Source organism: Frankia sp. R43 (assembly GCF_001306465.1).
Lineage (GTDB): Bacteria > Actinomycetota > Actinomycetes > Frankiales > Frankiaceae > Parafrankia > Parafrankia irregularis.
In genome coordinates, this window is sequence record NZ_LFCW01000003.1 from 681,857 (window position 1) to 706,638 (window position 24,782).

Here is a 24,782-nt window from a genome sequence, read left to right on the forward strand (position 1 = left end):
GGTAGCCGCGGTCTGATGTGGACCGGGTCGGGGAAGGTCGGTGCCCGGGGCTGCGCGCGGGTCAGATCGTGGTGGCGAGCTCGATGACGCGCCGCGGGTCGTCCGGATGGTTGACCTCGTCGAACAGGATCCAGCGGTGAATCTGGATCTCGTACAGCCGGTGGGCGTTGGCGTCGGCCCTCATCAGCTCGCGGTTGGCCAGTTCACCGCCTGCCGGCCAGCGCCCGTGGTAGATCGGGAGCAGCGCGGGCGCGGATTCGTCCGGCACCTGCCGCGCCGTTCCCGCGAAGCTCACCCCCTGGACCTCCTGGCCCAGCCCGTCGAGCTCGATGGTGAGCACGGCGCCGGCCACCCGCCGGTCGGCCCGGATGTTCCGGCAGTGCGCGCGATCGGGACGGGAGATGAACAGGAGCCGGTCCGGATCGAACGAACTCGCGTACCAGAGGTTGCACACAACCGGCTCGCCGCTCTCCGCCAGCGTCGCGATCTGCATCACCTTTCCGTCGCGGACGTAGTTCCGGGTCAGGGTCAGGTCGGCGGAGACGGTGTCGGAGGTTGACGTTGACACAGGAATCCTCCCAATCGTCGGGTGTGGGCCCTGCAACGTGAACAGTGCCCCCGTCGGACTTCGGAAGTTTCGCCGACGGGGTAACCGGCTGGCCGCCGGATTCTGAAATTGGTCAGATCTTTGTTCTGCGGATGGCGAGGCGATATCGGCCTACAATAAAGGGCAACGTGTCGTTCGTCACATGGTTGCCTGGTCTGTGTGTTCACTCCTCGCTTCTCGATGAGGCGGCACTCGCGGATCGAAGGCGGGAATTGGCGCGGGACCTCCGGGAGTGGCGGATGTCCGGCGGTACGGGCCGAACGTCCGTCACGTATCCGGAGCGCGCTGTGCGGGTATGGTAACCGCCGGCCTGATGGTAGTGCTCTGTGTAATTGGTCCTGTACTTCAGGCCGTTAGGGCTTGGTGGTACTCGATCGCCGACCTGGCCGTCCGGTCCCGCCGGCCCTGCCCCTCGTGCCGGTCACCCGAAGTCCCCGGAGGGCGCCCCGAGCTTCAGGCGGGCGGCGGAGGATCTCGGGCTCGTCCGCCGTTTCGCTGTGTCCGTTGATCGTGACCCTGAGTCGGCCTGTTGGTCTACCGTGGCTGTCGGGCCGGGGCGGCGGGTTGGGGCTCCGCGGTGGGTGTCCGGGTAATTGGACGGTTTTGTCCGGCCCGCCTGCGGACGGGCCGGACAGGCCGGATACCGTCGCCCGGGTTCTCCGGTTACCCGCGAGGACAGCCGGATGGAAGCGCCGCGCGTCAGGAGTGAGTGCATGGCCGACCAGGGTGACCGAGCGAAGCAGCCCCTGCCCGGCCCCGAGACGGGTGACCACGACGGTTCCGGCCGTCCCAGCCCGGCCGCTCCGCCTGAACCCGCGGCCACCGGCGGGCCCACGTCAACCGGCGGGCCCACGCCCTCCGGTGGGAGCACACGAACGAACAGAGCCACGCCGGAAGGTGAGGCCGCCAGAACCGGAGGCGGTGAGCGCGGGGCGGCCCAGGGCGGTGCCACGGAACGCAAGACGTCCGGATCTGGGCCGCCGACGGGGAGATCCGCCACACCAGGTGCCCCCGCGGCCGCGGGCGCCGCAGGTGGCTCCGCTGCTTCAGGTGGCTCCAGAGCGCCAGGTTCCTCGGGAGCACCGGCCGGCTCGGGAGCGCCGGGTTCCTCGGGAGCATCGGGCGGCAGCCGGGTCGGTCCGGGAGCCACCGCCGCGGCCGGTCGCCCGGTGGCGCCCACCAGGCCCGGTGTGCTTCCGCCGCCTCGCGGGCAGACGCGGGGCGGTACCCAGCCGCGCCCCGCCGGCCCCGCCGCGCCGCCTGGAACTCGCGCCGCGCCCGGAAGTGGCACCCCTGCGGCCTCCACGGCCCCTGCGGGCGGAGATGGCCTGGCCGGGCCGACGCGTCCCGCCGCTCCCGGTCCGTCCGCGCCGGCTGGCCGCGTGCCGCCACGTTCTCCTCAGCAGGTGCCGCCTCCTCAGCCGGCGCCCCCCGGTCAGGCCGGGGTGCCGCCTCGTTCGGCGGATCCGTCCAGGCCGGCTGGGCGTGCGCAGGGGGGCAAGCCTCCGGCCGCCCCCGCTGCGCCGGCTCGTCCCGCCGCACCGGCCGCACCGGCCGCACCCGCTCGTCCCGCCGCACCGGCCGCCCCCGCTGCACCCGCTCAGCCGGCCGCGCCGGCTCGTCCTGCCGCGCCCGAGGGCGTGGGGAAGCAGGGGGCATCGCCATCGGGCGCTTCGGCCGCGCCCACCCGAGCCGCGGGCGCGAACAAACCGCCGGCGTCGGCGACGCCACCCGACCGGCGGACCGCCGCACCGGCCTCACCTGGCGCGGGTGGCGGATCCGGGGCCTCGGGCGCGCGTCCTGCCCGTTCCAAGGGCGAATCCGGGAAGCCGGCCGGGGCCGATCGACCGCCGGCGACATCGGTCGGCAGGGGGGCCGCCGCGCAGTCCCCGGTGAACAGGCCGTCGGAGACGCCCGGCGCGGCCGACCGCGCCTCGTGGCCCTCGCCGCTGCGGCCGACGCAGCGGGCCGCCGACGGAGGTCGGAGCGACTCGCTGCGCCCCGGGGCGGGCACAGGCTCCGCGGCCGCCCCTGAGCCGCCCGCCCGATCCGGGCAGAGCATGCGGGACCCGGTGCGCCCGCCGCAGACCACACAGACTCCGCCGGCAGGCGGGCGCACTCCCGGTGTGCCCGCGGCGCCCGCAGCGCCGACACCGGACCGGCCACCGGCGCGGTCCGCGGGCCCAGGGCAGGGGGCGCGGCCTGCGCCAGGCGGGTCCTCGGCTGCTGGCCCGCAGGCGGGATCCGCCCCGCAGGAGCCGGTCAGGCGCCCAGAGGGTGAGCGCGGCGACAGTTCGCGGCAGTCCCTGTTCGCCCCCAGACCCCCGGCCGCCACCACCCCTGCGGCGCCCACCACGCCGTCCAGGGGCGCCCGGCCCGAACCACCGGGCCACGCCGACGCGTCACCCGGCAACCGTGCCTCCACCCCGGGTGGCGCAGCCGGTGCCAAGCCGGCGCCGGGTGCGCCGGCAGCGCCGCCGCGCGCGCCCTCGGGGCCGGCGCCGTCCGCGGGCGCACGCCCGCCTTCAGCGGCGCCCACCTCGTCCACCGGAACCGGCGCGCCACCGGTGCGGCCCGGACGGAGCGATGACCAGGCCGCGCGCCGCTCCTCCCCGGACGCGCGCCCGACGTGGTTCGAGCGCACCGGTACGGGCACGCCCGGCGCGACAGCGGGTGCGGGTGCGGGTGCGGCACATAATCGGCCGCCAGCGGCGTCGGGTGGCGGCAGGACGGCGCCCGCGGCGGAACCCGGGCCGGCGCCGCTGCCCGGGGCCAGTGCGGTCGACCCTCCGACGATGCGGGTGGACCTGCGTCGCGTCAGTGCCCGCCGCCCGGAAGCCACGCCCGCCGCTGTCGAGCCGGGTGCGGTCCCGGTACCCGAACAGCCCGGCATCGGCGCCAGCAGGGGTGGCGCCGGCAACGGGGGCGGGAGCGGCGCCGGCGAGACGGGTGCGGACGCGCCGCCCACGACCGGCGTTCCACGTGCCGTCGTCAGCCGGGACGCTGTCGCCCATTCGTGGCATCACACCGAGGCGACCGCGGCCGATCCCGTCCCGTCACGGCCCGTGGAGCAGCCGCGGCCCGTGGAGCAGCCGCGGACCGGGGAGCAACTGCGGCCCGTGGAGCACCCGCGGCCGGCGGATCGGCCGGCGGTTCGGACGCGACCCGAGCCGACCACGAAGACCCCCGACGACTTCGATGGTCCATCCGAGTCCGCCGAGGTGGAGCCGCGCTCCGAGCAGACCCGTCCGGGTCCGGCCCACGCCAGGACCTCGCCACCACCGTCCCGGCGGCGAGAAGGGGGCCTGCTGCTGCTCGCCGGTGGCGCGTCCGCCGTGGCGGCGTTTCTGCCGTGGAGCACCCTGACGGGCGGTGACGAGACGCGGACCTTCGACGGTGTGACGGCCGGTGACGGCCGGCTGTCCCTCGTCGCGGGGCTTGTGCTCATCGCCGTCGGTGTCAGCTGGCTGCGCGGCGCTGCGCGTCCGGGGACGGGACGTCCGGGGGTGGGATGGCTGGGCGACGGGAGTTCGGCCGGAACCGCGATGGCCCGGTTGGCGGCCCTGCTGATCGTCGCTGTGTCCGGTTTCGACCTGGCGTTCGGCCCGCCGCCGTTGGCGTCCTTCCGGGCGATTTCGGCGGATGTGTTCGAGCTCCGCCCGGAACTGGGCGTGGGTGTCACGCTGGTTGCCGGTCTTGTCGCACTGTTCGCGTCGACCCGCCGCGGTCGAGGCGGGCGCGCGAAGCGTCGCTGACCACTCTTCCAACGCGCCGGGGACTGGTCGCGCCGCGTGGTACCACCATCGCGGATGGTGGAGCCGCTCGGCCGGTCGCGTCGGCCGGTCGCGGCCGATCCAGGTCGCGCCCGGGCGCTCACCGCGCCGCGGGGTGATTCGGGGTCGGGACCGGTTGAGACGGCCGCCTGGCGGGCACGCCGGTTCCGCGTCGATGGGGGAGGAACGGTGGGTGAGCAGCAGCAGGCGAGTCCCTGGGCCCGCCCGGCCGGGGCACAGCGGGCGGTCCCGATGGAGGCGGCTCAGGTGGGGGAGGCGACGGAGAGCGACGGTCGCCTGGCCGCCTGGCGGGCGGCGGCGGCCGCCACGGCCGATCCCCGGTGGGCGAAGCAACCTTGTGGCCCTGGGCTCTCGCTCCCTGAGTGGGAGTGGCAGTCGGCGGGCGATGACCACCGCCCCGGCGCTGCGTACGTTTCCGAAGGAGAGCGTGGAGCACCGGTCCGCGGAGCACCGGTCGGGGACGAGGCCGATCCGGCGTCGGCCCGGTCCGCTCACCGGGCGAGACACACCTTCGCGGCGCTGTGCCCGCCGCTGGTCGTTGTCGCCGGTGGTGCGGCGGTCATCGGCTCGACGATGACCTGGGCGACGGTGCACGCGTTCGGCCTGATGGAGTTCGCCGTCCGGGGGACGGATCCGGACCAGCATGGCCACCTCACGATTCTGCTGGGCATCCTCGCGATGGCGGCGGGCCTGTTGCTGGCCGGGCGGCGGGTCGACTGGGGGCGGATGCTGGCCGCGGTCGCGGGTCTGATGCTGGCGGTCACCGCCGTCGTCGACGTGGCCCGGCTGCGCGCGGGCGGGGTGCTCGTCGGCTCGGGGATCGACGCCACCGTCGATCTGGGCCCGGGTCTGTTCGTGGTCGGTGCCAGCGGGGTGGTGCTGGTCCTCGTGGGGGTGTTGGTGCGTTACACGACGCTGGTACGCGGGGCCGACCCGCCGACGGACAGCTGACCGACCGCGTACGCGCAGGAGAACCAGGGCCGCGCACCCGGGGTTGCCCCCACCCGCATGACCCCCGAACAGGGGTCCGGTGAGGGCCGGATTTGGGTCATGACGGCGTGGGGCCGATCGGGAAGACTTCGTAACAAGGCACACGGGTGACGGGGGAATCGGAGTTTCGGGCCTGGGGGGGGATCCGGGCTCTGGTCACACTCGTGGGCCTCGGGCGCGCACTCTGTCGGGCAGAGAGGGGCGCGAGGCATGCGCCGGATGCGGGGATCCGGCGTGCGCCAGGTGGTGGGCACCGGCCGCCCGAGCCGGTGCCCAGCACACATCCACCTGTACGTTCACATACCTGTACGTTCACATGCCGAGCCAGCGAGGTCGGCTGAGGCTGGGGGCTGGCTGGTCAGGTTCCGTCGAGGTGACCGTCCTCTACCGCGAGGCGATAGAGATCGACCTTCGTGTCGGCGTGGCGTCCGGCCCGGCGATACTTCATCCGTACCCGGTCGATGTACTGTTTGGCGGTCTCCGGAGAGACGTCCATCTTGCGGGCGACGGTCTTGAGCGGCATCCCGGTGGCGTAGAGCCGGAGGGCCTCCAGCTCCTGCGGCGAGAGCTGCGGCCGATCGGGTGCCTTGTCGGTGAGCAGCATGAAGGCCAGCTGGGGCGAGACCCAGCCGTTGCCCTCGCTGGCCGCGCGGATCGCCGTGCCCAGTTCCTCGACGTCATCGGTCTTCGTCACGAAGCCGCACGCGCCGGCGCGCATGGCGGCGCGGACGCCGTCCGGATCGGCCAGCGCGCTGAAGACGATCACCGCGGTGCCAGCCTGGATGAGGCGCCGGATGTTGTCAGGTGCCTGCGACCCGTCGCCCAGATCGAGGTCGAGCAGGACGACGGCGGCGTCGCGGCCAGGGCCCGCCAGCAGCGCGCGGATCGACGTCGCCGTGGCCACCAGCTCCAGGCCCTCGACGCCCGCGAGGACGTCGGCGAGGCCCCGCAGCACGATGGGGTGATCGTCGACCGCTGCGACGGGGACGATCGTGCTCACCGCGCCGCCGCTTCCTGCTTCGCCGCTCTGTCGATCACGATCCCTCCATGGTTCTACCCGATCGCGGCATTAGGCATGACGTGTCCGCCCCCCACAGAGGTCCGCCACCGGACACCATGTCCGTAGGGGAGTCATTTCAGCAGATCTCCGCTGGATGCCACCAACAGGTTCCTGGGTGCCATCGCTGCCGAGACGGTTTGAAATGCTACGGGGAGATTTGTCGCACGGAGGTTGTCTCCGGGGTGGCTTCCTGGTCGTCGTCCGGGCGGCCCCACCGGTCGAGCGCCTCGGCGAGCTGATCGATCTCGGCGGGGATGGTGTCGACGTGGGCACTGATCCGCAGCACGGGCCCGGTCAGCTCCGGCGCCCGGCCGACCGGGATCGGGCTGGTCAGTATCCGTGCCCGGCGGTACAGAGCCTGCGAGGTGGCGAGTGGGTCCGCGTGCGGCGGCGGCCGCAGCGTGACGATCCCGCTGGGGGAGTCGGCCTCCTCCCCGAGCCGCCAGCCGGCGACCCCGTCCAGCGCCCGGCGTGCGTGCCGGGCGAGTGCGGCGATCCGGGTGCGCATCGCCGAGAGGTCCTCGGCGAACAGCTCCGAGAGCGCGGTGGCCAGCCCGACCCGGCTCGCCACCGAGGCTTCCCCCACCGAGAGCCTCGCCATGCCCGCCAACGGACGCCCGGCTGCCCCGGCTGACTCGGGACGCCCGCCGGGATCCCACATGCCCACCGGATGCGCGGAGTACAGGCTGGGGGCTCCGACGCCCAGCCGCTCGACGACCTCGGGTCGCACCGCGACGAAGCCCGCGCCACGCGGGCCGCACAGCCATTTGCGCGAGGTGCCGGTCCAGGCTGACGCCGCGATCCCGGTGACGTCGACCTGGCCGAGTGACTGCGCGACGTCGAGAACCAGATCGACTCCGGCCGCCTCGCAGCGGGCTGCCACCTCCACCGCGGGCTGGACCACCCCACGCTGGCTGGGAACCTGCGGGAACGTCACCAGGTCAAGATCCTCGAGGCCGGTACCGCCGCGCCCGCCGGCACCGCCGCCCGGCGGGCGCAGCCCCGCGCGGTCGAGCCGGCCGAGGTCGATCCGCCCCAGCTCGTCGACCGGCAGCTCGAGCAGCTCCAGCCCGTCCCGAGCCGCCCGGGACGCGAGCAGCAACAGGTTGGCGCCGTAGTCACCGGGCACGACCCCGATCCGTGATCCGGGCGGCAGCGGCCACGCGGCGAGCAGTGCCCCGAAACCCGTCGTGGCCGAATACTGGAAGGCCACATCGTCGGCAGTGAGCCCGGGTCCCAACAGCGCGGCGAGCCGGCCGCGTGCCTCCGCCAGGGCCTCGGCGGCCTCCATCTCGGCGACATACGCGCCGACCAGGCCCTCCCGGTGCAGATGGTCCACCTGGGCGGTGATCGTGGCGATGCTCGGCCGGCTGGCCGCCGCCGCATCCAGGTGGAGAACGCCATCCTGCGCCCGGGCGGCGCGCCATCGCCGGCCGAGCTCTGCCTGCGGCACCAGCGGCGTCGCGCTGTCCGGCCGGCCGGTCGGGGCTGCCACGACGTCCGGTTCGGGTGGCGTCTGATCCACCCCGTCAGTCTCGCAGCCGTCCGTGTGGCCGCAAAGCCCTGTCGTCGGAGTTGTCCATGGCGGCAGGTGGGCGCGCCGCCCAGGTCGCCCGGGGCGACGGCGCGGGCGGATCGGAGCCCGGAGCTTCGTTATTCTGCGCGGATGTCTGTCTGTGTCCGGCCCGGATCGCCGTACCGCCTCGGGGCGGAGACCACCACGCCGCCGGCGGGGCTCCTCGGGCGGGGGCGGGCGGTATGACAGCGACGGCGCCAGGGCGGGACGCCGCCGTGTTCCAGGGGCGGGTGGTGCTGGGCGACCGGCCGGGGAACGGGCCGGAGCGCCTGCTGGATGAGCGTCTGAAAGCGGAGCGCCCGCGGCCGGCGCGGGTGGCGGTCGTCGGGGCCGGTGCGGTCGGCACCTACCTCGCCGCACGCGCCAGCGAGGCCGGCGCCCAGGTGGTCCTCTGCGCCCGCCGCGGTGGCTTCGAGCGGGTCCAGGTCGTCAGCGCGCCGGACGGCCCGGCCACCGAGCGGCCGATGCGGGTGATCACGGATCCCGCCGAGCTGGGCCAGACGGTGGACTGGGTGGTGGTCGCCACCAAGGCGCACCAGACCCCCGCCGCCCTGGGCTGGCTGCACGCGGCCCTGGAGCTTCGTCGCGACGTCGGCGTGGTCGTCGCGCAGAACGGTGTGCGCCAGGCCGATCAGGTCAGCCCGCCGGTGCCCCACGACAGCGTGTTGCCCGCCGTGGTCTACATCAACGCGGAGCTGGCCGGGCCGGGCGTCGTGCGGCATCTGGCATACGGCGTGCTCCAGGTGCCCGACTGCGCGCTCGGTGAGCGGTTCGCCCGGGTCCTGCCGGTGGGTGACGTCCGCCTCGTCGACGACGTCGTCACCGCCGCCTGGTCGAAGCTGCTCAGCAACAGCGCGGCCAACTCCCTGACCGCCCTGACCAGCCGTGGCCTGGAGGTGATGCGGCGTCCCGACGTCGGCGCGCTCGCGCTGGCGGTGATGCGGGAGACCGCCGCGGTGGGCCGGTCGGACGGCGCACGGCTGCCCGCGGACGCCCCCGAACGCACCCTGGACCGGATCTGCAACCAGCCGGCGGGCGCGGGGACCTCGATGCTTCGTGACCGGCTGGCGGGGCGCCCGCTGGAACATGAGGCGCTGATCGGCGCCGTCGTCCGCATCGGTGCGCAGGTCGGGGTGGCGACCCCGACCTGCTCCGCGCTGCTGCCCCTGCTCGCCGCCATCAACGTGGCCGCCGGCCCCGAGGAGTGACGGCAGGAACATCGACGCCCGAAGGGCTGACGTCAGGCAGGGAGAAGCATCAGGAGGCGCGCTCGGGGACGGCGTCGGCGACGATGTGCTCGGCGATGGCCAGCGACGCGGTGGCGCCCGGTGACGGCGCGTTGCGCACGTGGACGACGCGCCCGCGCACCGCGAGCACGAAGTCGTCGACGAGGCTGCCGTCCCGCGCGACCGCCTGGGCGCGGACGCCGGCCGGCCCGCGCACCACGTCGGCGGACCGCAGCTCGGGCACATACCGCCGTGCTTCGGCGACGAACGCCCGCTTGCTCGCGGTGCGCAGCATCTCCTTGGCGCCGGTGCGCCAGTGCGTCCGCGCCATCTTCTGGAAGCCCGGCCACGCCAGGGTCTGGCGCAGGTCGCCCCGGTCGAAGGTGCCCAGGGTGTAGCCCTCCCGGGCGGTGGCGAGGACGGCGTTCGGGCCGACCAGGATCTCCCCGTCCACCCGCTTGGTCAGGTGGATGCCCAGGAACGGGTAGCGCGGATCGGGCACCGGGTAGATCAGGCCACGCACCAGACCACGGCGCTCGGGCCGCAGCAGCCAGTAGTCACCCCGGAAGGGAATGATCCGCGGCGAGCTGTCCTCGCCGGTGAGCGCGGCGACCTCGTCCGAGTGCAGGCCCGCGCACGAGATCAGCAGGTCGAACGGCCCGACCGACTCGGAGACCGTCTCCACCAGGCCGTTGTCGTTGGTGGCCGTGTGCCGGGTGCCGTTCGGCCTGATCGATGCCTTGCCCCGGACCCGCACCCGCAGCCGCACACCGGCCGCGCCGTCGTCGACGCCGATCACCTCCGCACCGGTGCGGACCGTGCCACCGGCGTCGACGATGTCCGCGCGCAGGGCCCGCGCGACGGCCGGGTAGTCGACGATCGCGGTGGTGGGGGAGTGCAGCGCGGCGACGCCCCGGGCATGCGGCTCGATCGCGCGCAGCTCGGCCGCGTCCAGCATGCGGGTGTCGGGCACACCGTTCGCCTCCGCGCGCCCGGCGATGTCCGCGAGCCGGTCGAGCTCGCTGTCGTCGACGGCGACCACGACCTTGCCGCACTCGTCGTAGCGGATGCCGCGGGACTCGCAGTACTCGCGAAGCATCCCCACCCCGCGCCGGCACAGCGTCGCCTTGAGCGAGCCCGGCTTGTAGTACAGGCCGGCGTGCACGACGCCGCTGTTTCGCCCGGTCTGGTGCTGGGCGACGTCGTGCTCCTTCTCGAACACGGTGACCGTCGATCCGGGCACGACCTGCCCGAGCCGGCGGGCAACTGCCAGGCCCAGGATCCCGCCGCCGATGACCGCGATCCGCTCCGCCACCCGTGCCGCCTCCACTCGTCCCACTCACTGCCACTGCCACTGCTCTTGCCACTGCCACTGCTCTTGCCACTGCTCTTGCCACTGCCATGTCGCGGCCGCGGCCACTGCTTTGCCACCACTCGGGTTTGCCACCACTCGGGGCACCGGTGCCCCGAGTGCCCGGGGCTGGGCCCGACCTCGGTCCAGTATCCCGGTGCACCCTGCGTGACCGTCCCCGGCTGCCGCCTCCGTGCGGCTTTTTCGTCTCACGGCCCACCCCAGGCACGCCGGGGGTCCGAGCCGACGACGGAGAAGGCTCAGCCGAAGAAGTGGCCCGGCGGGTGCGCGCGGTCGGCGCGGGAGCGGGGCCGACCGCGCAGCGCCTCGGTGAGCGTCCGTGCGGTGTTGACCAGCGGGACGTGGCTGAACGCCTGGGGGAAGTTGCCCGTCATGCGCCCGAGCTTCGGGTCGTACTCCTCGGCGAGCAGCCCGACGTCGTTGCGCAGCGACAGCAGGCGCTCGAACAGTTCCTGGGCCTCGTGCACCCGGCCGGACAGGGCGTAGTTGTCGGCGAGCCAGAAGGTGCAGGCGAGGAAGGCCCCCTCGCCGGCGGGCAGGCCGTCCACGGCACCGTCCTCGGCGGTCGGGTAGCGCATCACGAACCCGTCCTCCATCAGCTCGCGCTCGATCGCCGCGACGGTGCCGACGACCCGCGGGTCGGTCGCCGGCAGGAAGCCGACCAGCGACATGTAGAGCAGCGCGGCGTCGAGCTCCTTCGAGCCGTAGTACTGGGTGAAGGTGTTGCGGTCGCTGTCGAAGCCGCGCGCGCACACCTCGTGGTGGATCTCGTCGCGCAGCGCGGACCAGCGGTCGACCGGCCCGGGCAGTCCCGACTCGATGATCCCCCGCACCGCGCGGTCGGCGGCGACCCAGGCCATGATCTTCGAGTGGACGAAGTGCCGGCGGGGCCCCCGCACCTCCCAGATGCCCTCGTCGGTCTTGCGCCAGCCGGTCTCGAGGAAGTCCATGAGCTTGGTCTGCAGCTGCCAGGAGTCGTCCCGGCCGTCGTCCTCGGGTGAGTGGATCCCGGAGAGGAACAGGTCCCGGGCGGAACCCGGCCGGCGGTTGGCGACCGCCATCCGGGCCACGTGCAGGGCGTCCAGGACCTCCCCGTAGACGTCCAGCTGGAACTGGTCGACGGCGGCGTTGCCCACCCGCACGGGGGAGGAGTTCTCGTAGCCCGGCAGCCACGGGACCTCGTACTCGGGCAGCCGGCGCTCGCCCGCGACCCCGTACATGATCTGCACCCGCGACGGATCGCCGGCCACCGCCCGCAGCAGCCATTCCCGCCAGGCGGTCGCCTCGCTGGTGAACCCGGCGTCGAGCAGCGCGAGCAGGGTGATCGTGGCGTCGCGCAGCCAGCAGTAGCGGTAGTCCCAGTTGCGGACGCCGCCGATGTGCTCGGGCAGCGACGTGGTGACCGCGGCGACGATTCCCCCGGTGGGCGCGTAGGTGAGCGCCTTGAGCGTGATCAGCGACCGGCGCACGGCGGGCTGCCACTGGCCGTCGTAGGTGCAGCCGGCCATCCAGTCCGACCACCAGGCCTCGGTCTGACTGATCATCCGCCGGATGTCCTGCGGCGCGGGCGCCGGTTCGTGCGAGGGCCGCCAGGTCAGCGAGAACGGGACGGACTGCCCCGCCGACACGCTGAACTCGGCGTAGGTGGCCATGTCGTGCCCCTCCATCGGGGCGGTGGTCCACAGTGTCACCGAGTCGGGCCCGGCGATGGCGGCGACGGAGTGCTCGTCGAGCCGGCGCACCCAGGGCACGATCGAGCCGTAGTCGAACCGGAAACGCGTCTCCGAACGCATCCGGACGGTGCCCTCCAGGCACTCCACCAGGCGCAGGACGACGTGCGCGCCCGCCCGGGGGAACATGGCGTCGACGATGCGGACCGTGCCCGACGCCGTCGTCATGTCGGTCTCCAGCACCAGCGTGTCGCCCCGGTAGCGACGGCTGATCCCCAGCACCGGCTCGGTCGGCGCGATCCGCCAGTGGCCGGACTCGTTGTCACCGAGCAGCGCCGCGAAGCAGGCCGGTGAGTCGAACCGAGGCAGGCACAGCCAGTCGATCGAGCCGTCGCGCGAGACCAGCGCCGCCGAATGTGTGTCTCCTATCAGCGCGTAATCCTCGATCAGGGATGGCACGGCTTGTTCTCCTAGCTCGGGTCGGTACCTCGGTCGTCTGACGGTCGTGAGCGGGTTACGCCAGGTGGGGGGAACTGGCTGCCAGTGCTACGCCGCACAAGGTCGTTCACCTTACGGACCCCGCGCACGGTTTACGTTGGGGGTACCGGTGTCCGTCACCGAGAGACTTCACCGGACCAGAATTCGTGCCCCGTGGTGACAGGAACCGCCTGATGACGACGACCTCCCGTCCGACCTGGATTCGCCAGACGCTGGACTATCTGGCGGACCCGCGCCGCCGAACGGCGGTGGTGCTGGGGGCGCTGGCAACCGCTGGCCTGGTGGCCTTCGGTGTCTACGCCATCGTGGCCGGCCCGCCGCCGCAGGTGGAGGCGGTCGTCGTCTTCGACCCGGAGGCGACCACCGCGGAGAAGGAGGCCGTGCGGGCCGCCTGCCCGACGGTGGGCAAGGCGATCCAGGAGCCACCGGACAGGAACGGTCTCGCGACCAGCCGGGTCTATCCGCTGCGCTATGACATCTCGCAGGCCTCCTCGGTGGACCGCGCGGCGATCTACCGCTGTGTGCAGGCGCAGCCGAAGGTGACGGGTATGAGCGAGTTCACGCAGGGTCAGTAGCCGGCCCGCTCGCCGGCCGGCTCGTGGCCGTGCTCGTGGCCGGGCCTGGTCTCGTGCTCGGCCTGCTCTCGTTCCCGCTCACGCTGGTCGAGCAGCTCGGCGGGGGTGGGCAGCCCGGCCTCCCGGGCCTGCCTGGCCTGCCAGAGGCTCACGATCATGGTCGCCAGCACCACCAGGCCGGAGAAGATCAGGCTGCCGCCCGACCAGGGCGACGAGGCGGGCAGCGTGTCGACGGCGATCCAGGCGACCCCCGCGGCGATCATGCCGAGCCCGAACACGATGGTGAAGGCGCTGGACAGCGCGTTGGCGGCGGCCTGGTCCGCCAGGTCGGCCGCCTTCTGGCGCGCCTGCTCGAACCGGTGCCGGGCCCATTCGTACTCGAGGCTGAGGATGAAGAAGCCGAGGGCGATGATGAGGAAGCCGGGGCCGGGCAGCGCGAGCATCGCCACACCGAGCCCGAGAACCGCCAGACCGACCACCGTCAGGACGATCCGCCGGATCAGCCGGCCGCTTCGATTGAGCACGATGTCGTCCCCTTCGGCCCGAGTGGTGGGCCTGTGTCTCACGCCCGCGTGCGCGGGCTCCCCGGATCAACGGCTCGTCCCGCGTGCGGCGTTCCCGCATCCTGGCTGGTTGCCGGGTTGTCCTCCCTGGAGTGTGCGCGATGGCGCCCCCTGGCGGGGAGTGGATTCGGTCGCACGGGTTGTCGGTCGTGCGACTGCGGCGTTGTGTCCGGTGGGTCCGCCAACCCGGTTCGCCGGACCCACCGGGCTAATCTGACGGCGGGTGGAACTCACGGGCATGGTGTCTGCGTCACTCATGCAGGGGTGCCCGTGATGTCACCGGTGTCGTGGATGCCTTGAAGGTGGTGGACGCCCGCGCGACGGTGGAGCGGGGGCCGAACATCGCCCCGGGCATCGGGTGCACCCGGAGCACGGGCGTCAGTGCTGACGGAGGAAATGAGTGGACGTCGAGGAGACCCCGCTGCCGGGAATCGGGCTGCGGCACGACTTCAGTACCCGATCGGGGCGCCGGCTCGGTGTCGTGACTCGCCATGACGGGCGTCGTGACCTGGTCATCTACGATGCCGAGGACCCGGACGCATCCCGCGAGTCGATCACGCTCACCGCGGAGGAGGGAGACGTTCTCTCCGAGCTGCTCGGCGCCCCGCACATCGTGGAGAAGCTCGCGGACATCTCGCGGGCGTTCGCCGGGCTCGTCGGTGACCAGATCCAGATCCTCGCCGGCTCGCCGTACGCCAACCGCCTCCTGGGCGACACCCAGGCACGCACCCGGACCGGTGCGTCCATCGTCGCCGTCGTCCGGGACCACCAGGTGCTCGCCTCCCCGCGCCCGGACTTCCGGTTCAGCGTGGGGGACGTGGTGGTCGTCGTCGGCACCCCGGAGAACACCACGGCCGTCGGCCGACTGCTACGCGAGGGCTGACCGAAGGGAGCGACCGCAGACCCGTGCACGACACCGCGACGACCTTCCTGGAGCTGGGCGCCGTCCTGTTCGTGCTCGGAGTGCTGGGTCACCTCGCGTCGCGCTTCAGCGTCTCGCCGATCCCGCTCTACCTCGTCGCCGGCCTGGCCTTCGGGCACGGCGGCCTGCTGCCGCTGGGCGCGAGCGAGGAGTTCATCGAGATCGGCGCCGAGCTCGGCGTCATCCTGCTGCTGCTCACCCTCGGGCTGGAGTACACCGCCGAGGAACTGCTGTACGGCCTGCGCAGACAGGCCTCCGCCGGGGTGCTCGACCTGACGGTCAACGCCGTGCCCGGTGTGGTCGCGGCACTCGTGCTCGGCTGGGGGCCGCTGGCCGCGGTGGTCATGGGCGGGGTGACCGCGATCTCGTCGTCCGGGATCATCGCCAAGGTGCTGGGAGACCTCGGCCGCATCGGTAACCGGGAGACGCCGGTGGTGCTCTCGGTACTGGTGCTGGAGGACCTGGCCATGGCCGCCTACCTGCCGGTGCTCACCGCGCTGCTGGCCCATCACACGCTCGCCCGCGGCTCGCTGACCGTCGCGGTGGCGCTCGGAGCGCTCGTCGCCGTCCTGTACATCGCGCTGCGGCACAGCGAGAAGGTGACCCTGCTGGTCTACAGCGCGCGGTCCGACCGCAACGACGAGGTGCTGCTGCTGCGGTCACTGGGCCTGACCATGTTCGTGGCCGGGGTCGCCCAGCGGATGCAGGTCTCGGCCGCGGTCGGCGCGTTCCTGGTGGGTATCGCGCTGTCCGGGCCGGTCGCCGTGGGTGCGAGGGAGGTGCTGACACCGCTGCGTGACCTGTTCGCCGCGGTCTTCTTCGTCGTCTTCGGCCTGCAGACCGACCCGGCGCAGATCCCGCCGGCGCTGCCCGCCGCGTCGCTGCTCGCCGTGTCCGGCGTGATCACCAAGGTGGCCACCGGCTGGTGGGCGGCGCGGCGCGCCGGCATCGCGTCGATGGGCCGCTACCGGGCCGGGGCGGCGCTCGTCGCCCGGGGTGAGTTCTCGATCGTCATCGCCGGTCTCGCCGTCGCCGCCGGGGTGAACGCGAAGCTCGGCCCGCTGGCGGCCTGTTATGTGCTGTTGATGGCGGTCCTCGGCCCGCTCGCGGCCCGGTTCGTGGAACCGACCGTGCGGACCTTCCGCCGCTGGTCACAGACACGGCGGTCGTCGGGACCCACCGTCACCGGCGACGTCTGAGGAAATCGGCGGCGCAACTTCGCCCCGGTGGCGGGAACCGCCCGCGATGTTTGGCAGGATGACGTTCCATGAGCGGACTTCTCGAAGGCAAGCGCGTTCTCGTCACCGGTGTCCTGACCGAGGCGTCGATCGCGTTCAGTGTCGCCCGCATCGCCCAGGAACAGGGCGCCTCGGTGGTGCTCACCGGTTTCGGCCGCGGCCTGTCGCTCACCCGCCGCATCGCGCGCCGCCTGCCCGTCGAGGCTCCCGTCATCGAGCTCGACGTGACCGACGAGGAGCACCTGGCCGGGCTCTCCGCCAAGGTCCTCGAACACGTCGACGGGCTCGACGGCGTGCTGCACGCGATCGGGTTCGCACCGGAGTCCGTCCTGGGTGGGAAGCCGTTCGTCGAGGCGGCCTGGTCCGAGGTCGGAACCGCCCTGCAGGTGTCCACCTGGTCGATCGCGTCGCTGACCCGGGCGACCCTGCCGCTGTTCGGTGAGCGGGCCAGCATCGTCGGCCTGGACTTCGACGCCACCGTCGCCTGGCCCTCGTATGACTGGATGGGTGTCGCGAAGGCCGGACTCGCCTCCGCCACCCGCTATCTGGCGCGTGACCTCGGCCCGCGCGGGGTCCGGGTCAACCTGGTCTCGGCCGGCCCGCTGCGCACCATGGCGGCGAAGAGCATCCCCGGCTTCGGCCAGTTCGAGGAGGTCTGGGGCACCCGCGCGCCGCTCGGCTGGGACATCCAGGACACGACGCCGGCCGCGCAGGCCTGCGTCGCGCTCCTGTCGGACTGGTTCCCCGCGACCACCGGTGAGATCGTGCACGTCGACGGTGGCTTCCACGCCGTGGGGGTGTGACCGGGCCGTCCACCCGTGCGTCCACCCGTGCCGCGGCCGGCACGGGTGGACGGGCCGAGTAGATCAGATGGGCCGAGTAGATCAGGTGGGCTGAGCAGGTCGGGCGGGCCGAGTCGGATCAGGTCCGCGCGGGTGTTCCGATGCGGGCAGTGGTCAGGCGTGCCGGGCGGCGGCGGAGGCCGTCCCCAGCCAGGTGTGGGGGTTGCCCTCCCAGCACCAGCCCAGCTTCGGTGCCCGCCCCGAGATCCACATCGCCGGCACCCTCCGGTCCCCCCGGCGTGATCCGGAGAGCATGAAGCAGTTGTTCTTCTCCAGCACCTCCGGGAAATGGGTGACCAGGGCGATGCCCTCGTGGATCGTCAGCGGTGTGCGCCTGCGCTCCAGCACGGCGGGCAGCGCGTCCGCGGGTCGGATCCCGCGGAACTCCTCACCGCGTTCGACGTCGGTCAGCAGATAGACGTCCGAACGCGGCAGGTTGAGGATCGGCAGTGGTCGGTAGGGCGCGAGTCCTCCCTCACCGTGGTTGCGGTCCACGGTCCCGGCGTCGGCCCGGCCGGAGAGGGTGAGCAACGGCACGATGTCCTCGGCCCGGACGAGCTCCTCCGACACGACCAGGACGAACGGAACCCAGGAACGGGTCGCGGGGCGGTAGGGGCCGGGCATGGCGGCGTGGGCCACGGTCCGCAGCGGCTCGCAGAGCGCCTCGAAGTCCGTGGCCTCCAGGCCGGCCAGTGCCGGGTATCCCAACCGCACCAGTCCCGCTACCTGCCTGTTGAACGCCTGGTCGAGCGGATCGGCCCAGGCGGCGGATCCGTCCGTGCCCGGATCGAACGAGGCGCTTCGCGCGGCGGTGCTCAACGTCGCAGCGCGGCTCGGCATGCGGCATCCCCTCGGTTTCCCTGGACGATCTGTGGCGGTGTGAGACGCCGGTCACCGGCGTGGAACCCGGGTCGGTGACCGGACGTCCCACCCACAACGCCGAGTGTTCCCAGGGGGTTCCGGCGGTTGTCGGGATGGGCAGCCACGGAAAGGGGTGGCGCCGCTGCATGCTGTGTCGGAAACACGGCCCGGTCGCGGCGGGCGGGCGGGCCCGGCCGCGCCGGGGCGGCCTGGTCGTGTCGGGCGGCGTGGTCAGCTGGTGGCGCGGTCAGCCGGTGGCGGCCTCGTCGATCAGGTCGAGGGCCGCTCCCACGATCGTCGCCGTGTCCACCGGAACCCGGCCGCCGGCGGGTGAGCCACCGGGGAAACCGGGCGACGGTGCCGGATACGCCACCGGCCTGGCCGAGCCGAGCGTCGTGATGTGCTCCCCGTGTACGCCGGCCAGGAAGCCCAGCACCCTGGGGTCACCGTCGACGACCGTCAGCAGCGGGCCACGCCGGCCGGGTGGGAACAGCTCGGTGAGGATCGCGTCGTCGGCGTCCGCCAGACCTCGCCGGGCCGAGAGCGCGTCGAACAGCAGGTCGGGCGAGGTCACGCAGACCACGCCGATCTCCCGGCGCAGGCCCGCGCTGAGCTCGTCCGCGGCCCGGAGCACCTCCGGCATCACAGCGCCCATCCCGACCAGGGTCAGCGGAGCCGCCGGCTCCCCGTCGCGCAGCCGGTAGCCGCCGGCCAGCACACCGGCGCGCCGCCGCCACCAGGCCGTGGGGTCGGTGGACAGGCCGGCCAGGCGCTGGTCCACCACCCGTGCGCTGAGCCGGACCAGGCTGGACGCGCCGTCGACACGCCCGAGCCGACCCAGGGCCTCCAACAGGCACCAGACCAGATCCTGAGCGAACGCCGGTTCCCAGCAGGTGATGCCCTCGACGCCGACCAGGCCGTGGCGCCAGCCGCCCGGCCGGACCGGGTCCACTCCGGTGTCCGCGACGGCCAGCAACGATCGCCCGTCACCGGCGCTGCTGGTCGACCAGCCTGGCAGCACCCGCGGGGCCGCCATCTCGTCGGCCACACCGATCGGCAGCAGCGGCAGGCCGAGCCTGCTCCAGGCGACACCGAGGGAGGCCAGCACACCGCCGAACGCCGTGGCCGACAGCCCACCGGCGACATGGCGCCCGCCACCCGCGCCACCCGCGCCGCCGGGGTCGGTCGTGCCGCGCAGGACCGGCGAGGCCCGGTTCGCACCGTTCTCCTCGCCGTTCTCGGCTGTCGCGTCGATCCAGCCGGTCAGGACGTGGTCGGCCTCGCGGGTCGAGACCGTCACCACCGCCGCGGCGGCCTCCGGTGCCAGCGCCGGCAGGTCCCGCAGCGTGGCGCCGAAGACCTCCTGGGTCGACCGGTGCCCCAGAAAGGGACGTCCGGTGTCGACCGGCAGCGTCGCGGGGGTGGCGAGGGCCGGTGGAACGCGGTCGAGGTACGCCGCCACGTGCCGGGCGAGGCGACCACCCGGTGAGGCTGGGGGCAGCGCCACGACCGGCCGGCGACCCGGTCCCGGGACCAGCTCACGGCCCGGTCCCACCGGCGCGTCGCCGGGATGCGGCGCGGAGGACTGCGCGTCCCACGACGGCCGCGTGTCCGGCGCCGGGGAGGGCTGCGAGTCCCAGGCGGGCTGCGCCTCCCAGGCGGGCGGCGCGTCCTGGACGGGTTGCGCGTCCTGGACGGATTGCGGGGCCGGCGGTCGCGCCGGGCTCGGCAACGGGCCGGTGAAGGCGAAGAGCACGGTGGGGCGGTCGGCGGCGACCTCGTCGAAGGCGTCGATGATCAGAGGCAGGTCATGGCCACCGAGGTCACGAAGCGCCGACAGGATCTCCTCGTCGCTGAGTGCGTCGAGCAGGCGGCTCACCCCGACGCCACCGGCCCCCGGCCCGGCGAGCCGGCGCCGCAGCTCGGCACCCTCGAGGAGAAGCAGCGAAAGGTACTCGCCGGGCGGCATCGCGTCGAGGCGGGCACGCAGCGCCGCACCACCCGGGGCGCGGAAGAGCGCGCTGAGCCGGCGGCCGTACCGCAGCGTCAGCACCTGCCAGCCGGCCGCCTCGAACATCCGTGCCGCGCGCGCGGGTGTCCCGACTCCGCCGGCCGGCGCGGTCGGCTCGGCGAATCCGGCGCCGCCGCCGATGCCGGCGGTCGGGGCGCCGGTGACGAGAACCACCCAGAACAGCTCGCCCAGGTGGGAGATCCGTTCGTCGGCGATCGCCTCCCAGACCGCGGGGTCACGCAGCTCCGCGAAGTCGATCAGGCAGATCTGTCGTCCCTGTGGGGCCCGGTCGAAACGCTGACCGGCGAAGCGGCCGGCCAGTGCCGACCAGATCGTCCCGTTCGGCCCGATGTTGCCGACGCCGGTCGCTCGTGGTGACTTCCTCGCCGCCGTGGGCATGGCAGGGGGCGCCGTACCGGCCGCGCCGCCTGCGCTGTCGGCACCGCCTGCAACGCCTGTGCTGTGGGTGCTGGCTGTGCTGTCGACCGTGGCGCCCCGCAGCACCTGGTGGACGGCGCCGAGCAGGGGCCCGGCATGCGGTGTGGCGGAAACCCTGTCCTCGACCCGGAGGGTGTCGAACCACAGCGCCGTGGCGATCGTGGCGGCGGCCGCGCCCATCGCCCGGTCGGCGTCGGCTCCGCGTGGCCCGCGTGAGCCGGTCGCGACCGCGTGGTCGATGCCAGCCGCGGTAAGCGCTCGCAGGCGCTCCTCGATGGCGGCCAGGGCCCCCAGGTCGAGTACACCACCGGGAGGCCCAGGAACGATCTCCGCTGCACCGGACGGATCATCGGGCCGCACCAGGTCGCCGCCGGAGCCGCCGTCGACCGCGTGGGCCCCGCCTGCGCCACCGGCCCCGGTTTCCCGAACGCCTCCCGGCATTCCTCCGGGAACGCCTAATGCCCCGGTTCCGGCGGCGGCCCCACTCCCGGGAACGGTTTCGGGCCTGGATTCCGGCCTCGATTCGGGCCTGCTCCCGGCGGCGGCCTCGTTCCCGGGGACGTCGCCGTTCCCGGGAACGGCGACGCGGCGGGGCCCGGTCTCGTCGTCGACAGCGCCGGCGGGCCGCGGTGAACCCTCCGCGCCGAGTGTCACCTCGTCACGCCCGCCGTAGCCGTACCCGTGCTCCCCGGCCCGGACGTCCGTCCTGCGCAATCCACGTCTGCGTCCCATCGCGTCGACGAACTACCGGGAGTCCAGACGTGCAGGCGGAGTGGAATGTTGCGCGAGTTCCGCGACTCTCGCGGCGACGATGTCGTCCGGCGCGTCCACGGCCACGAACTTGACCCTCCCGATCGAGCGGCTCAGCGTCACATCGGCTCGCCGCACCCCCAGCGCCTGCGCGATCGCGCGCAGGGCGGCCTCGTTCGCACGCCCCTCGACCGCGGGTTCCCGTACCCGTACGACCAGCAGCTGGCCGTGGATCGGGTCGGTGGTCACCGGCCCCACAGCGGTCCGGTCGGAGGCGGGACGAACCCGGATGGCAACGTGCACCCGGCTATCGTCCCTGACGCGTCTGTGCAGAGGGCGGGCGAGTGTCACCGGCGCCACCTGCCGCCTGCTTCCCGCCTGACGGTTACGATCCGGCCCATGGTCGAGAACGAAGGTCGAGTGGCACTGGTGACCGGCGGTAACCGCGGGATCGGGGCGGCCTGCGCGGCGGCGCTCGCCGCGTCGGGCGACCGGGTCGCGGTGGCCAGCCGCGGTGGCGAGGCGCCGGCCGGGATGTTCGGCGTTCGGCTCGACGTCACGAGCGCGGACAGTGTCGACAAGGCCTTCGCCGAGATCGAGGCGGAGCTCGGGCCCGTCGAGATCCTCGTCTCGAACGCGGGCATGGTGCGTGACACGCTGCTGCCGATGATGTCCGAGGAGGCCTTCCAGGACGTCGTCGACACCAACCTGCTCGGCGCCTACCGGGTGGCCAAGCGCGCCTCCCGCTCCATGATCCGCAAGCGCTCCGGCCGGCTGATCTTCGTCTCGTCGGTGGTGGGGCTTTCGGGCGGTCCCGGGCAGTCGAACTACGCCGCTTCCAAGGCCGGTCTGGTCGGCTTCGCGCGGTCGCTGGCGCGCGAGCTCGGCGGGCGTGGGATCACCTCCAACGTGATCGCTCCCGGCCCGATTCGCACCGACATGACCGATGCGCTGACGGACGCCCAGCGTGAGTACCTCGTTTCCGCCACCCCCGCCAAGCGGATGGGCGAGCCGGCGGAGGTCGCCGCGGCGGTGGTGTTCCTCGCCTCACCCGGCGCCGCCTACATCAACGGTGCGGTGCTCCCGGTCGACGGCGGCGCGGGCATGGGCCACTGACCCCTTCCGCACCTTCCACCACCCGGACCCTTCCGCGGCCCGGCGCCTTTCACCGCCCCGCGGCGTTCCACCGGTTGGCTGGCCACCATGGGCCGGCCAGGCCGGCCAGGCCGGCCAGGCCGGCCAGGCTGCCCAGGGCGGCCGAACGGCCGAGCATCCGGTCGACCCCGGCCCCGCGCGGTCGTCGACGGGCCGGTTGACGGGTCGTCGGCCGATGTCGATCACCGAATGGTGGCGGTCCCGCGCACCGGCGCAGATCTGTCCGGGCCAGCGGTCGACGCGGCGTGCAGGATAGGCCACGGTGGTAAGCGGCGAGGCGGCTGGAAAGCCGGCGCCACCGGCGGGGTAGGCCGGGCGACACGCGGATGCTCGGAGGTGGCGGCGATGGGTGTGATCAAGGTCGAACCGGCGGGCGGTCGTGGTTACCAGGTGGAGGTCGCGGAGGAGACGGCGCCCGGCGTGCACGGGCTCACCTTCTCCTATCGCGTGCGGGTGGACGACGAGGTGATCACGGCCCTGGAGCTCGACCCCGACGATGACGCGGCGCTGGTCGCGCTGGTGCGGGAATCCTTCGGCTACCTGCTCGCCCGCGAGCCGGCGACAGCGATCCTCCAGGCCTTCGACCTCTCGACGATCTCCCGGTACTTCCCGTCCTATCTGGAGGAGATCCGGGAGCGGGTACCACGCTGACCGAGGGCCGGTGACCATCACAGGAGTGGGAAGGAGGACAGGGTGACGAACGGCGCGGGTGCTGACCGCGCGGGTGCTGACCGCGGTGGGCCGGGTGGGCTGGATGTGGACGCGCTGCTCCTCGTCTCCTTCGGGGGCCCCGAAGGGCCCGATGACGTCATGCCCTTCCTGCGGAACGTGACGCGTGGCCGGGCCGTACCCGAGCTTCGCCTCGCCGAGGTCGCCGCGCACTACGATCACTTCGACGGGCGCAGCCCCATCAACGACCAGAACCGGGCGCTGCTCGCCGCGCTGCGCGAACGTCTCGCGCCGCTGCCCGTCTACTGGGGCAACCGCAACTGGGCGCCCTACCTGGCCGACGCGGTGGCTCGCATGCGCGCCGACGGCGTGCGCCGGGCGGCCTGCTTCGTCACGGCGGCGTTCGCGTCGTACTCGGGCTGCCGGCAGTACCGCGAGGACCTGGCCGAGGCGCTGCGGCAGGTGGGCCCGGGCGCACCCGACCTCGTGAAGCTGCGGCTGTTCTTCGACCACCCCGGCTTCGTCGAACCGATGGTCGATCACTGCGTCCGGGCGGTCGGGTCGCTGCCCGCCGAGGTCCGGGACGGCGCCCGGCTGGTCTTCACCGCCCATGCGCTCCCGCTCGAGCAGGCCGTGGTGAGCGGTCCCGACGGTGGCGCGTACGAACGGCAGCTGCGGGCGACCGCGGAGGTGATCGCCGCTCGGGTCGGCGCGCGGCTGGGCCGTTCGCATCCGTGGCAGCTCGCCTTCTGCAGCCGCAGCGGCCCACCAGGTGCGCCCTGGCTGGAGCCGGACATCAACGACGCCCTGGCGGTGCTCGCCGAGGACGGCGAGCAGGCCGCCGTGATCGTGCCGGTCGGCTTCGTCAGCGACCACATGGAGGTCGTCTACGATCTGGATGTCGAGGCGGTCCGCACCGCCGGGGAGCACGGCATCGCCGTGGCCCGCGCCGGCACCGTCGGGACGGACCCGCGCTTCGTCGACATGGTGGCCGACCTCCTCGCCGAGCGGCGGCATCCTGACTGGGATCGACCGGCGTTGAGCGAGGAGGGCCCCGCGCACGACGTCTGCCCGCTGCACTGCTGTGACCCGGCCGGGCCGCTCGCGTTCTGGGCGAGGACGGGGGTGAACGGCTCCCGGGCGGTGATGACGGGCGGCGCGGGCACCCGCGCGCACGGCCGGCCGGGTGTGAGGCGCCCGGCAGCCGCCGGAGTGCCGGCGGATCTGTGCGGGCGGGGGCACGGGCGTCCCGGTCTGTCAGGGCCCGGGCCCTGCGGGCAGCCGAACGACCCGGGGCCCGCGGATGGCCGACCCGGCGATGAAGCGACGATACTGGTGGAGGAGCGGGCAAGCGTCGCGCGGCCCGACTCACCTCCCGCAGGCGAATAAGACGGAGCGATCCGAGACATGCAGCGATTTGTGTTCGACCCGCCGGAACGGTTCGTGGTCGGAACCGTCGGGCAGCCCGGGGACCGTTCGTTCTTCCTCCAGGCCGCGGCCCGCGGCCAGCTCGTCACGGTGGGGCTCGAGAAGACCGAGGTGACCGCGCTCGCCGAAGGGCTGACCGCGCTGCTCGGCCAGGTGGGCCAGACGCAGGGGATCCCGCTGCCCACCGCAGCCGAGGTCGAGGTCGACCTCGCCCCGCTGGACGCACCGTTCGAGGAGGACTTCCACCTCGGCCAGCTGACCGTCTCGTGGGATGGTCACCGGGTCTTCGTCGAGGCGGCCGGTCTGGCGGCCGGGGAGGCCCGGGTCGCGGAGAGCGAGAGCGAGGTCGACTCGCTGCGTGTCGGCATGTCGATCGAGCAGACGAAGGCCTTCATCGAACGGGCCCGCAGCATCGTCGCCGCCGGGCGCCCGCCGTGCGTGCTGTGCGGGCGGCCCGACGATCCGTCCGGGCATTTCTGTCCCCGTCTGAACTGATCTGCCCCCATCTGAACTGGCCGCCGCTCAGCGGGCGGCGTT

At 73.4% G+C, this 24,782-nt stretch carries 20 protein-coding genes; 11 read left to right on the plus strand and 9 right to left on the minus strand.

What is annotated here, in order from left to right:
* Window positions 1-61 precede the first annotated feature (61 nt).
* Window positions 62-568 carry a pyridoxamine 5'-phosphate oxidase family protein gene (locus ACG83_RS16390; RefSeq protein WP_054567036.1) on the minus strand — a complete coding sequence of 169 codons (507 nt, stop codon included), beginning with the start codon at window positions 566-568 and terminating at the stop codon, window positions 62-64.
* Between the two features lie 2,840 nt (window positions 569-3,408).
* Between ACG83_RS16390 and ACG83_RS16400 the strand changes: the two genes are divergently transcribed.
* Window positions 3,409-4,362: a hypothetical protein gene (locus ACG83_RS16400; RefSeq protein ID WP_152991398.1), complete on the plus strand. Its 954-nt coding sequence runs from the start codon at window positions 3,409-3,411 to the stop codon at window positions 4,360-4,362.
* Window positions 4,363-4,569: 207 nt separating this feature from the next.
* Window positions 4,570-5,352 carry a hypothetical protein gene (locus ACG83_RS16405; RefSeq protein ID WP_054567287.1) on the plus strand — a complete coding sequence of 261 codons (783 nt, stop codon included), beginning with the start codon at window positions 4,570-4,572 and terminating at the stop codon, window positions 5,350-5,352.
* 397 nt (window positions 5,353-5,749) lie between these two features.
* Here ACG83_RS16405 and ACG83_RS16410 read toward each other — a convergent pair whose 3' ends face one another.
* Both ACG83_RS16410 and ACG83_RS16415 read right to left on the minus strand, forming a co-directional pair.
* Window positions 5,750-6,391 carry a response regulator transcription factor gene (locus ACG83_RS16410; protein WP_006539233.1) on the minus strand — a complete coding sequence of 214 codons (642 nt, stop codon included), beginning with the start codon at window positions 6,389-6,391 and terminating at the stop codon, window positions 5,750-5,752.
* A 205-nt stretch (window positions 6,392-6,596) separates the two neighbouring features.
* Window positions 6,597-7,976 carry an aminotransferase class V-fold PLP-dependent enzyme gene (locus ACG83_RS16415; protein ID WP_083473287.1) on the minus strand — a complete coding sequence of 460 codons (1,380 nt, stop codon included), beginning with the start codon at window positions 7,974-7,976 and terminating at the stop codon, window positions 6,597-6,599.
* A gap of 233 nt (window positions 7,977-8,209) precedes the next feature.
* Here ACG83_RS16415 and ACG83_RS16420 point away from each other — a divergent pair, with 233 nt between their 5' ends.
* Window positions 8,210-9,235: a 2-dehydropantoate 2-reductase gene (locus tag ACG83_RS16420; protein ID WP_083473288.1), complete on the plus strand. Its 1,026-nt coding sequence runs from the start codon at window positions 8,210-8,212 to the stop codon at window positions 9,233-9,235.
* Between the two features lie 49 nt (window positions 9,236-9,284).
* Here ACG83_RS16420 and lhgO read toward each other — a convergent pair whose 3' ends face one another.
* A complete protein-coding gene (lhgO, locus tag ACG83_RS16425) occupies window positions 9,285-10,568 on the minus strand; it encodes an L-2-hydroxyglutarate oxidase (protein WP_054567039.1) in 1,284 nt (427 codons plus the stop codon).
* A gap of 296 nt (window positions 10,569-10,864) precedes the next feature.
* The gene (locus ACG83_RS16430; RefSeq protein WP_054567040.1) at window positions 10,865-12,754 is read right to left on the minus strand and encodes a glycoside hydrolase family 15 protein; all 1,890 of its coding nucleotides are present in this window, start codon (window positions 12,752-12,754) and stop codon (window positions 10,865-10,867) included.
* 212 nt (window positions 12,755-12,966) lie between these two features.
* Here ACG83_RS16430 and ACG83_RS16435 point away from each other — a divergent pair, with 212 nt between their 5' ends.
* Window positions 12,967-13,368 carry a hypothetical protein gene (locus ACG83_RS16435; RefSeq protein WP_054567041.1) on the plus strand — a complete coding sequence of 134 codons (402 nt, stop codon included), beginning with the start codon at window positions 12,967-12,969 and terminating at the stop codon, window positions 13,366-13,368.
* Here the strand turns inward: ACG83_RS16435 and ACG83_RS16440 are convergent.
* Window positions 13,362-13,892 (minus strand): PGPGW domain-containing protein, encoded by a 531-nt coding sequence (locus ACG83_RS16440; protein WP_054567042.1) that lies wholly within the window; start codon window positions 13,890-13,892, stop codon window positions 13,362-13,364. The two genes, ACG83_RS16435 and ACG83_RS16440, sit on opposite strands and share 7 nt — an antisense overlap.
* 439 nt (window positions 13,893-14,331) lie before the next feature.
* Here ACG83_RS16440 and ACG83_RS16445 point away from each other — a divergent pair, with 439 nt between their 5' ends.
* The 3 genes from ACG83_RS16445 (at window position 14,332) to fabI (ending at window position 16,894) form a co-directional block, all read left to right on the plus strand.
* On the plus strand, window positions 14,332-14,814 hold the full coding sequence (locus ACG83_RS16445) for a cation:proton antiporter regulatory subunit (RefSeq protein ID WP_006539240.1): 483 nt from the start codon (window positions 14,332-14,334) through the stop codon (window positions 14,812-14,814).
* Between the two features lie 23 nt (window positions 14,815-14,837).
* A complete protein-coding gene (locus tag ACG83_RS16450; RefSeq protein WP_054567043.1) occupies window positions 14,838-16,052 on the plus strand; it encodes a cation:proton antiporter in 1,215 nt (404 codons plus the stop codon).
* Between the two features lie 68 nt (window positions 16,053-16,120).
* Window positions 16,121-16,894 (plus strand): enoyl-ACP reductase FabI, encoded by a 774-nt coding sequence (fabI, locus tag ACG83_RS16455; RefSeq protein ID WP_006539242.1) that lies wholly within the window; start codon window positions 16,121-16,123, stop codon window positions 16,892-16,894.
* Window positions 16,895-17,047: 153 nt separating this feature from the next.
* Here fabI and ACG83_RS16460 read toward each other — a convergent pair whose 3' ends face one another.
* The 3 genes from ACG83_RS16460 to ACG83_RS16470 all read right to left on the minus strand — a co-directional run bounded on the left by ACG83_RS16460 (window position 17,048) and on the right by ACG83_RS16470 (window position 21,296).
* The gene (locus ACG83_RS16460; protein ID WP_054567044.1) at window positions 17,048-17,773 is read right to left on the minus strand and encodes a DUF5701 family protein; all 726 of its coding nucleotides are present in this window, start codon (window positions 17,771-17,773) and stop codon (window positions 17,048-17,050) included.
* 268 nt (window positions 17,774-18,041) lie between these two features.
* Window positions 18,042-20,957, minus strand: a complete 2,916-nt coding sequence (locus ACG83_RS16465) for a hypothetical protein (RefSeq protein WP_054567045.1) — start codon at window positions 20,955-20,957, stop codon at window positions 18,042-18,044.
* Window positions 20,958-20,987: 30 nt separating this feature from the next.
* Window positions 20,988-21,296, minus strand: a complete 309-nt coding sequence (locus tag ACG83_RS16470) for a DUF167 domain-containing protein (protein ID WP_054567046.1) — start codon at window positions 21,294-21,296, stop codon at window positions 20,988-20,990.
* Window positions 21,297-21,392: 96 nt separating this feature from the next.
* Between ACG83_RS16470 and fabG the strand changes: the two genes are divergently transcribed.
* The 4 genes from fabG (at window position 21,393) to ACG83_RS16490 (ending at window position 24,740) form a co-directional block, all read left to right on the plus strand.
* Window positions 21,393-22,109: a 3-oxoacyl-ACP reductase FabG gene (gene fabG, locus ACG83_RS16475; RefSeq protein ID WP_054567047.1), complete on the plus strand. Its 717-nt coding sequence runs from the start codon at window positions 21,393-21,395 to the stop codon at window positions 22,107-22,109.
* Window positions 22,110-22,493: 384 nt separating this feature from the next.
* Window positions 22,494-22,799: a hypothetical protein gene (locus tag ACG83_RS16480; protein ID WP_054567048.1), complete on the plus strand. Its 306-nt coding sequence runs from the start codon at window positions 22,494-22,496 to the stop codon at window positions 22,797-22,799.
* Window positions 22,800-22,841: 42 nt separating this feature from the next.
* Window positions 22,842-24,206 carry a ferrochelatase gene (locus ACG83_RS16485; protein ID WP_054567049.1) on the plus strand — a complete coding sequence of 455 codons (1,365 nt, stop codon included), beginning with the start codon at window positions 22,842-22,844 and terminating at the stop codon, window positions 24,204-24,206.
* A gap of 18 nt (window positions 24,207-24,224) precedes the next feature.
* Window positions 24,225-24,740: a DUF3090 family protein gene (locus ACG83_RS16490; RefSeq protein ID WP_054567050.1), complete on the plus strand. Its 516-nt coding sequence runs from the start codon at window positions 24,225-24,227 to the stop codon at window positions 24,738-24,740.
* The last annotated feature ends 42 nt before the right edge of the window (window positions 24,741-24,782 follow it).

Coding starts and splice junctions, on each gene's coding strand:
- ACG83_RS16420 (WP_083473288.1), top strand. CDS start 8,210: ATGACAGCGACGGCGCCAGGGCGGGACGCCGCCGTGTTCCAGGGGCGG.
- ACG83_RS16435 (WP_054567041.1), top strand. CDS start 12,967: ATGACGACGACCTCCCGTCCGACCTGGATTCGCCAGACGCTGGACTAT.
- fabI (WP_006539242.1), top strand. CDS start 16,121: ATGAGCGGACTTCTCGAAGGCAAGCGCGTTCTCGTCACCGGTGTCCTG.
- ACG83_RS16460 (WP_054567044.1), bottom strand. CDS start 17,773: ATGCCGAGCCGCGCTGCGACGTTGAGCACCGCCGCGCGAAGCGCCTCG.
- fabG (WP_054567047.1), top strand. CDS start 21,393: ATGGTCGAGAACGAAGGTCGAGTGGCACTGGTGACCGGCGGTAACCGC.
- ACG83_RS16480 (WP_054567048.1), top strand. CDS start 22,494: ATGGGTGTGATCAAGGTCGAACCGGCGGGCGGTCGTGGTTACCAGGTG.
- ACG83_RS16490 (WP_054567050.1), top strand. CDS start 24,225: ATGCAGCGATTTGTGTTCGACCCGCCGGAACGGTTCGTGGTCGGAACC.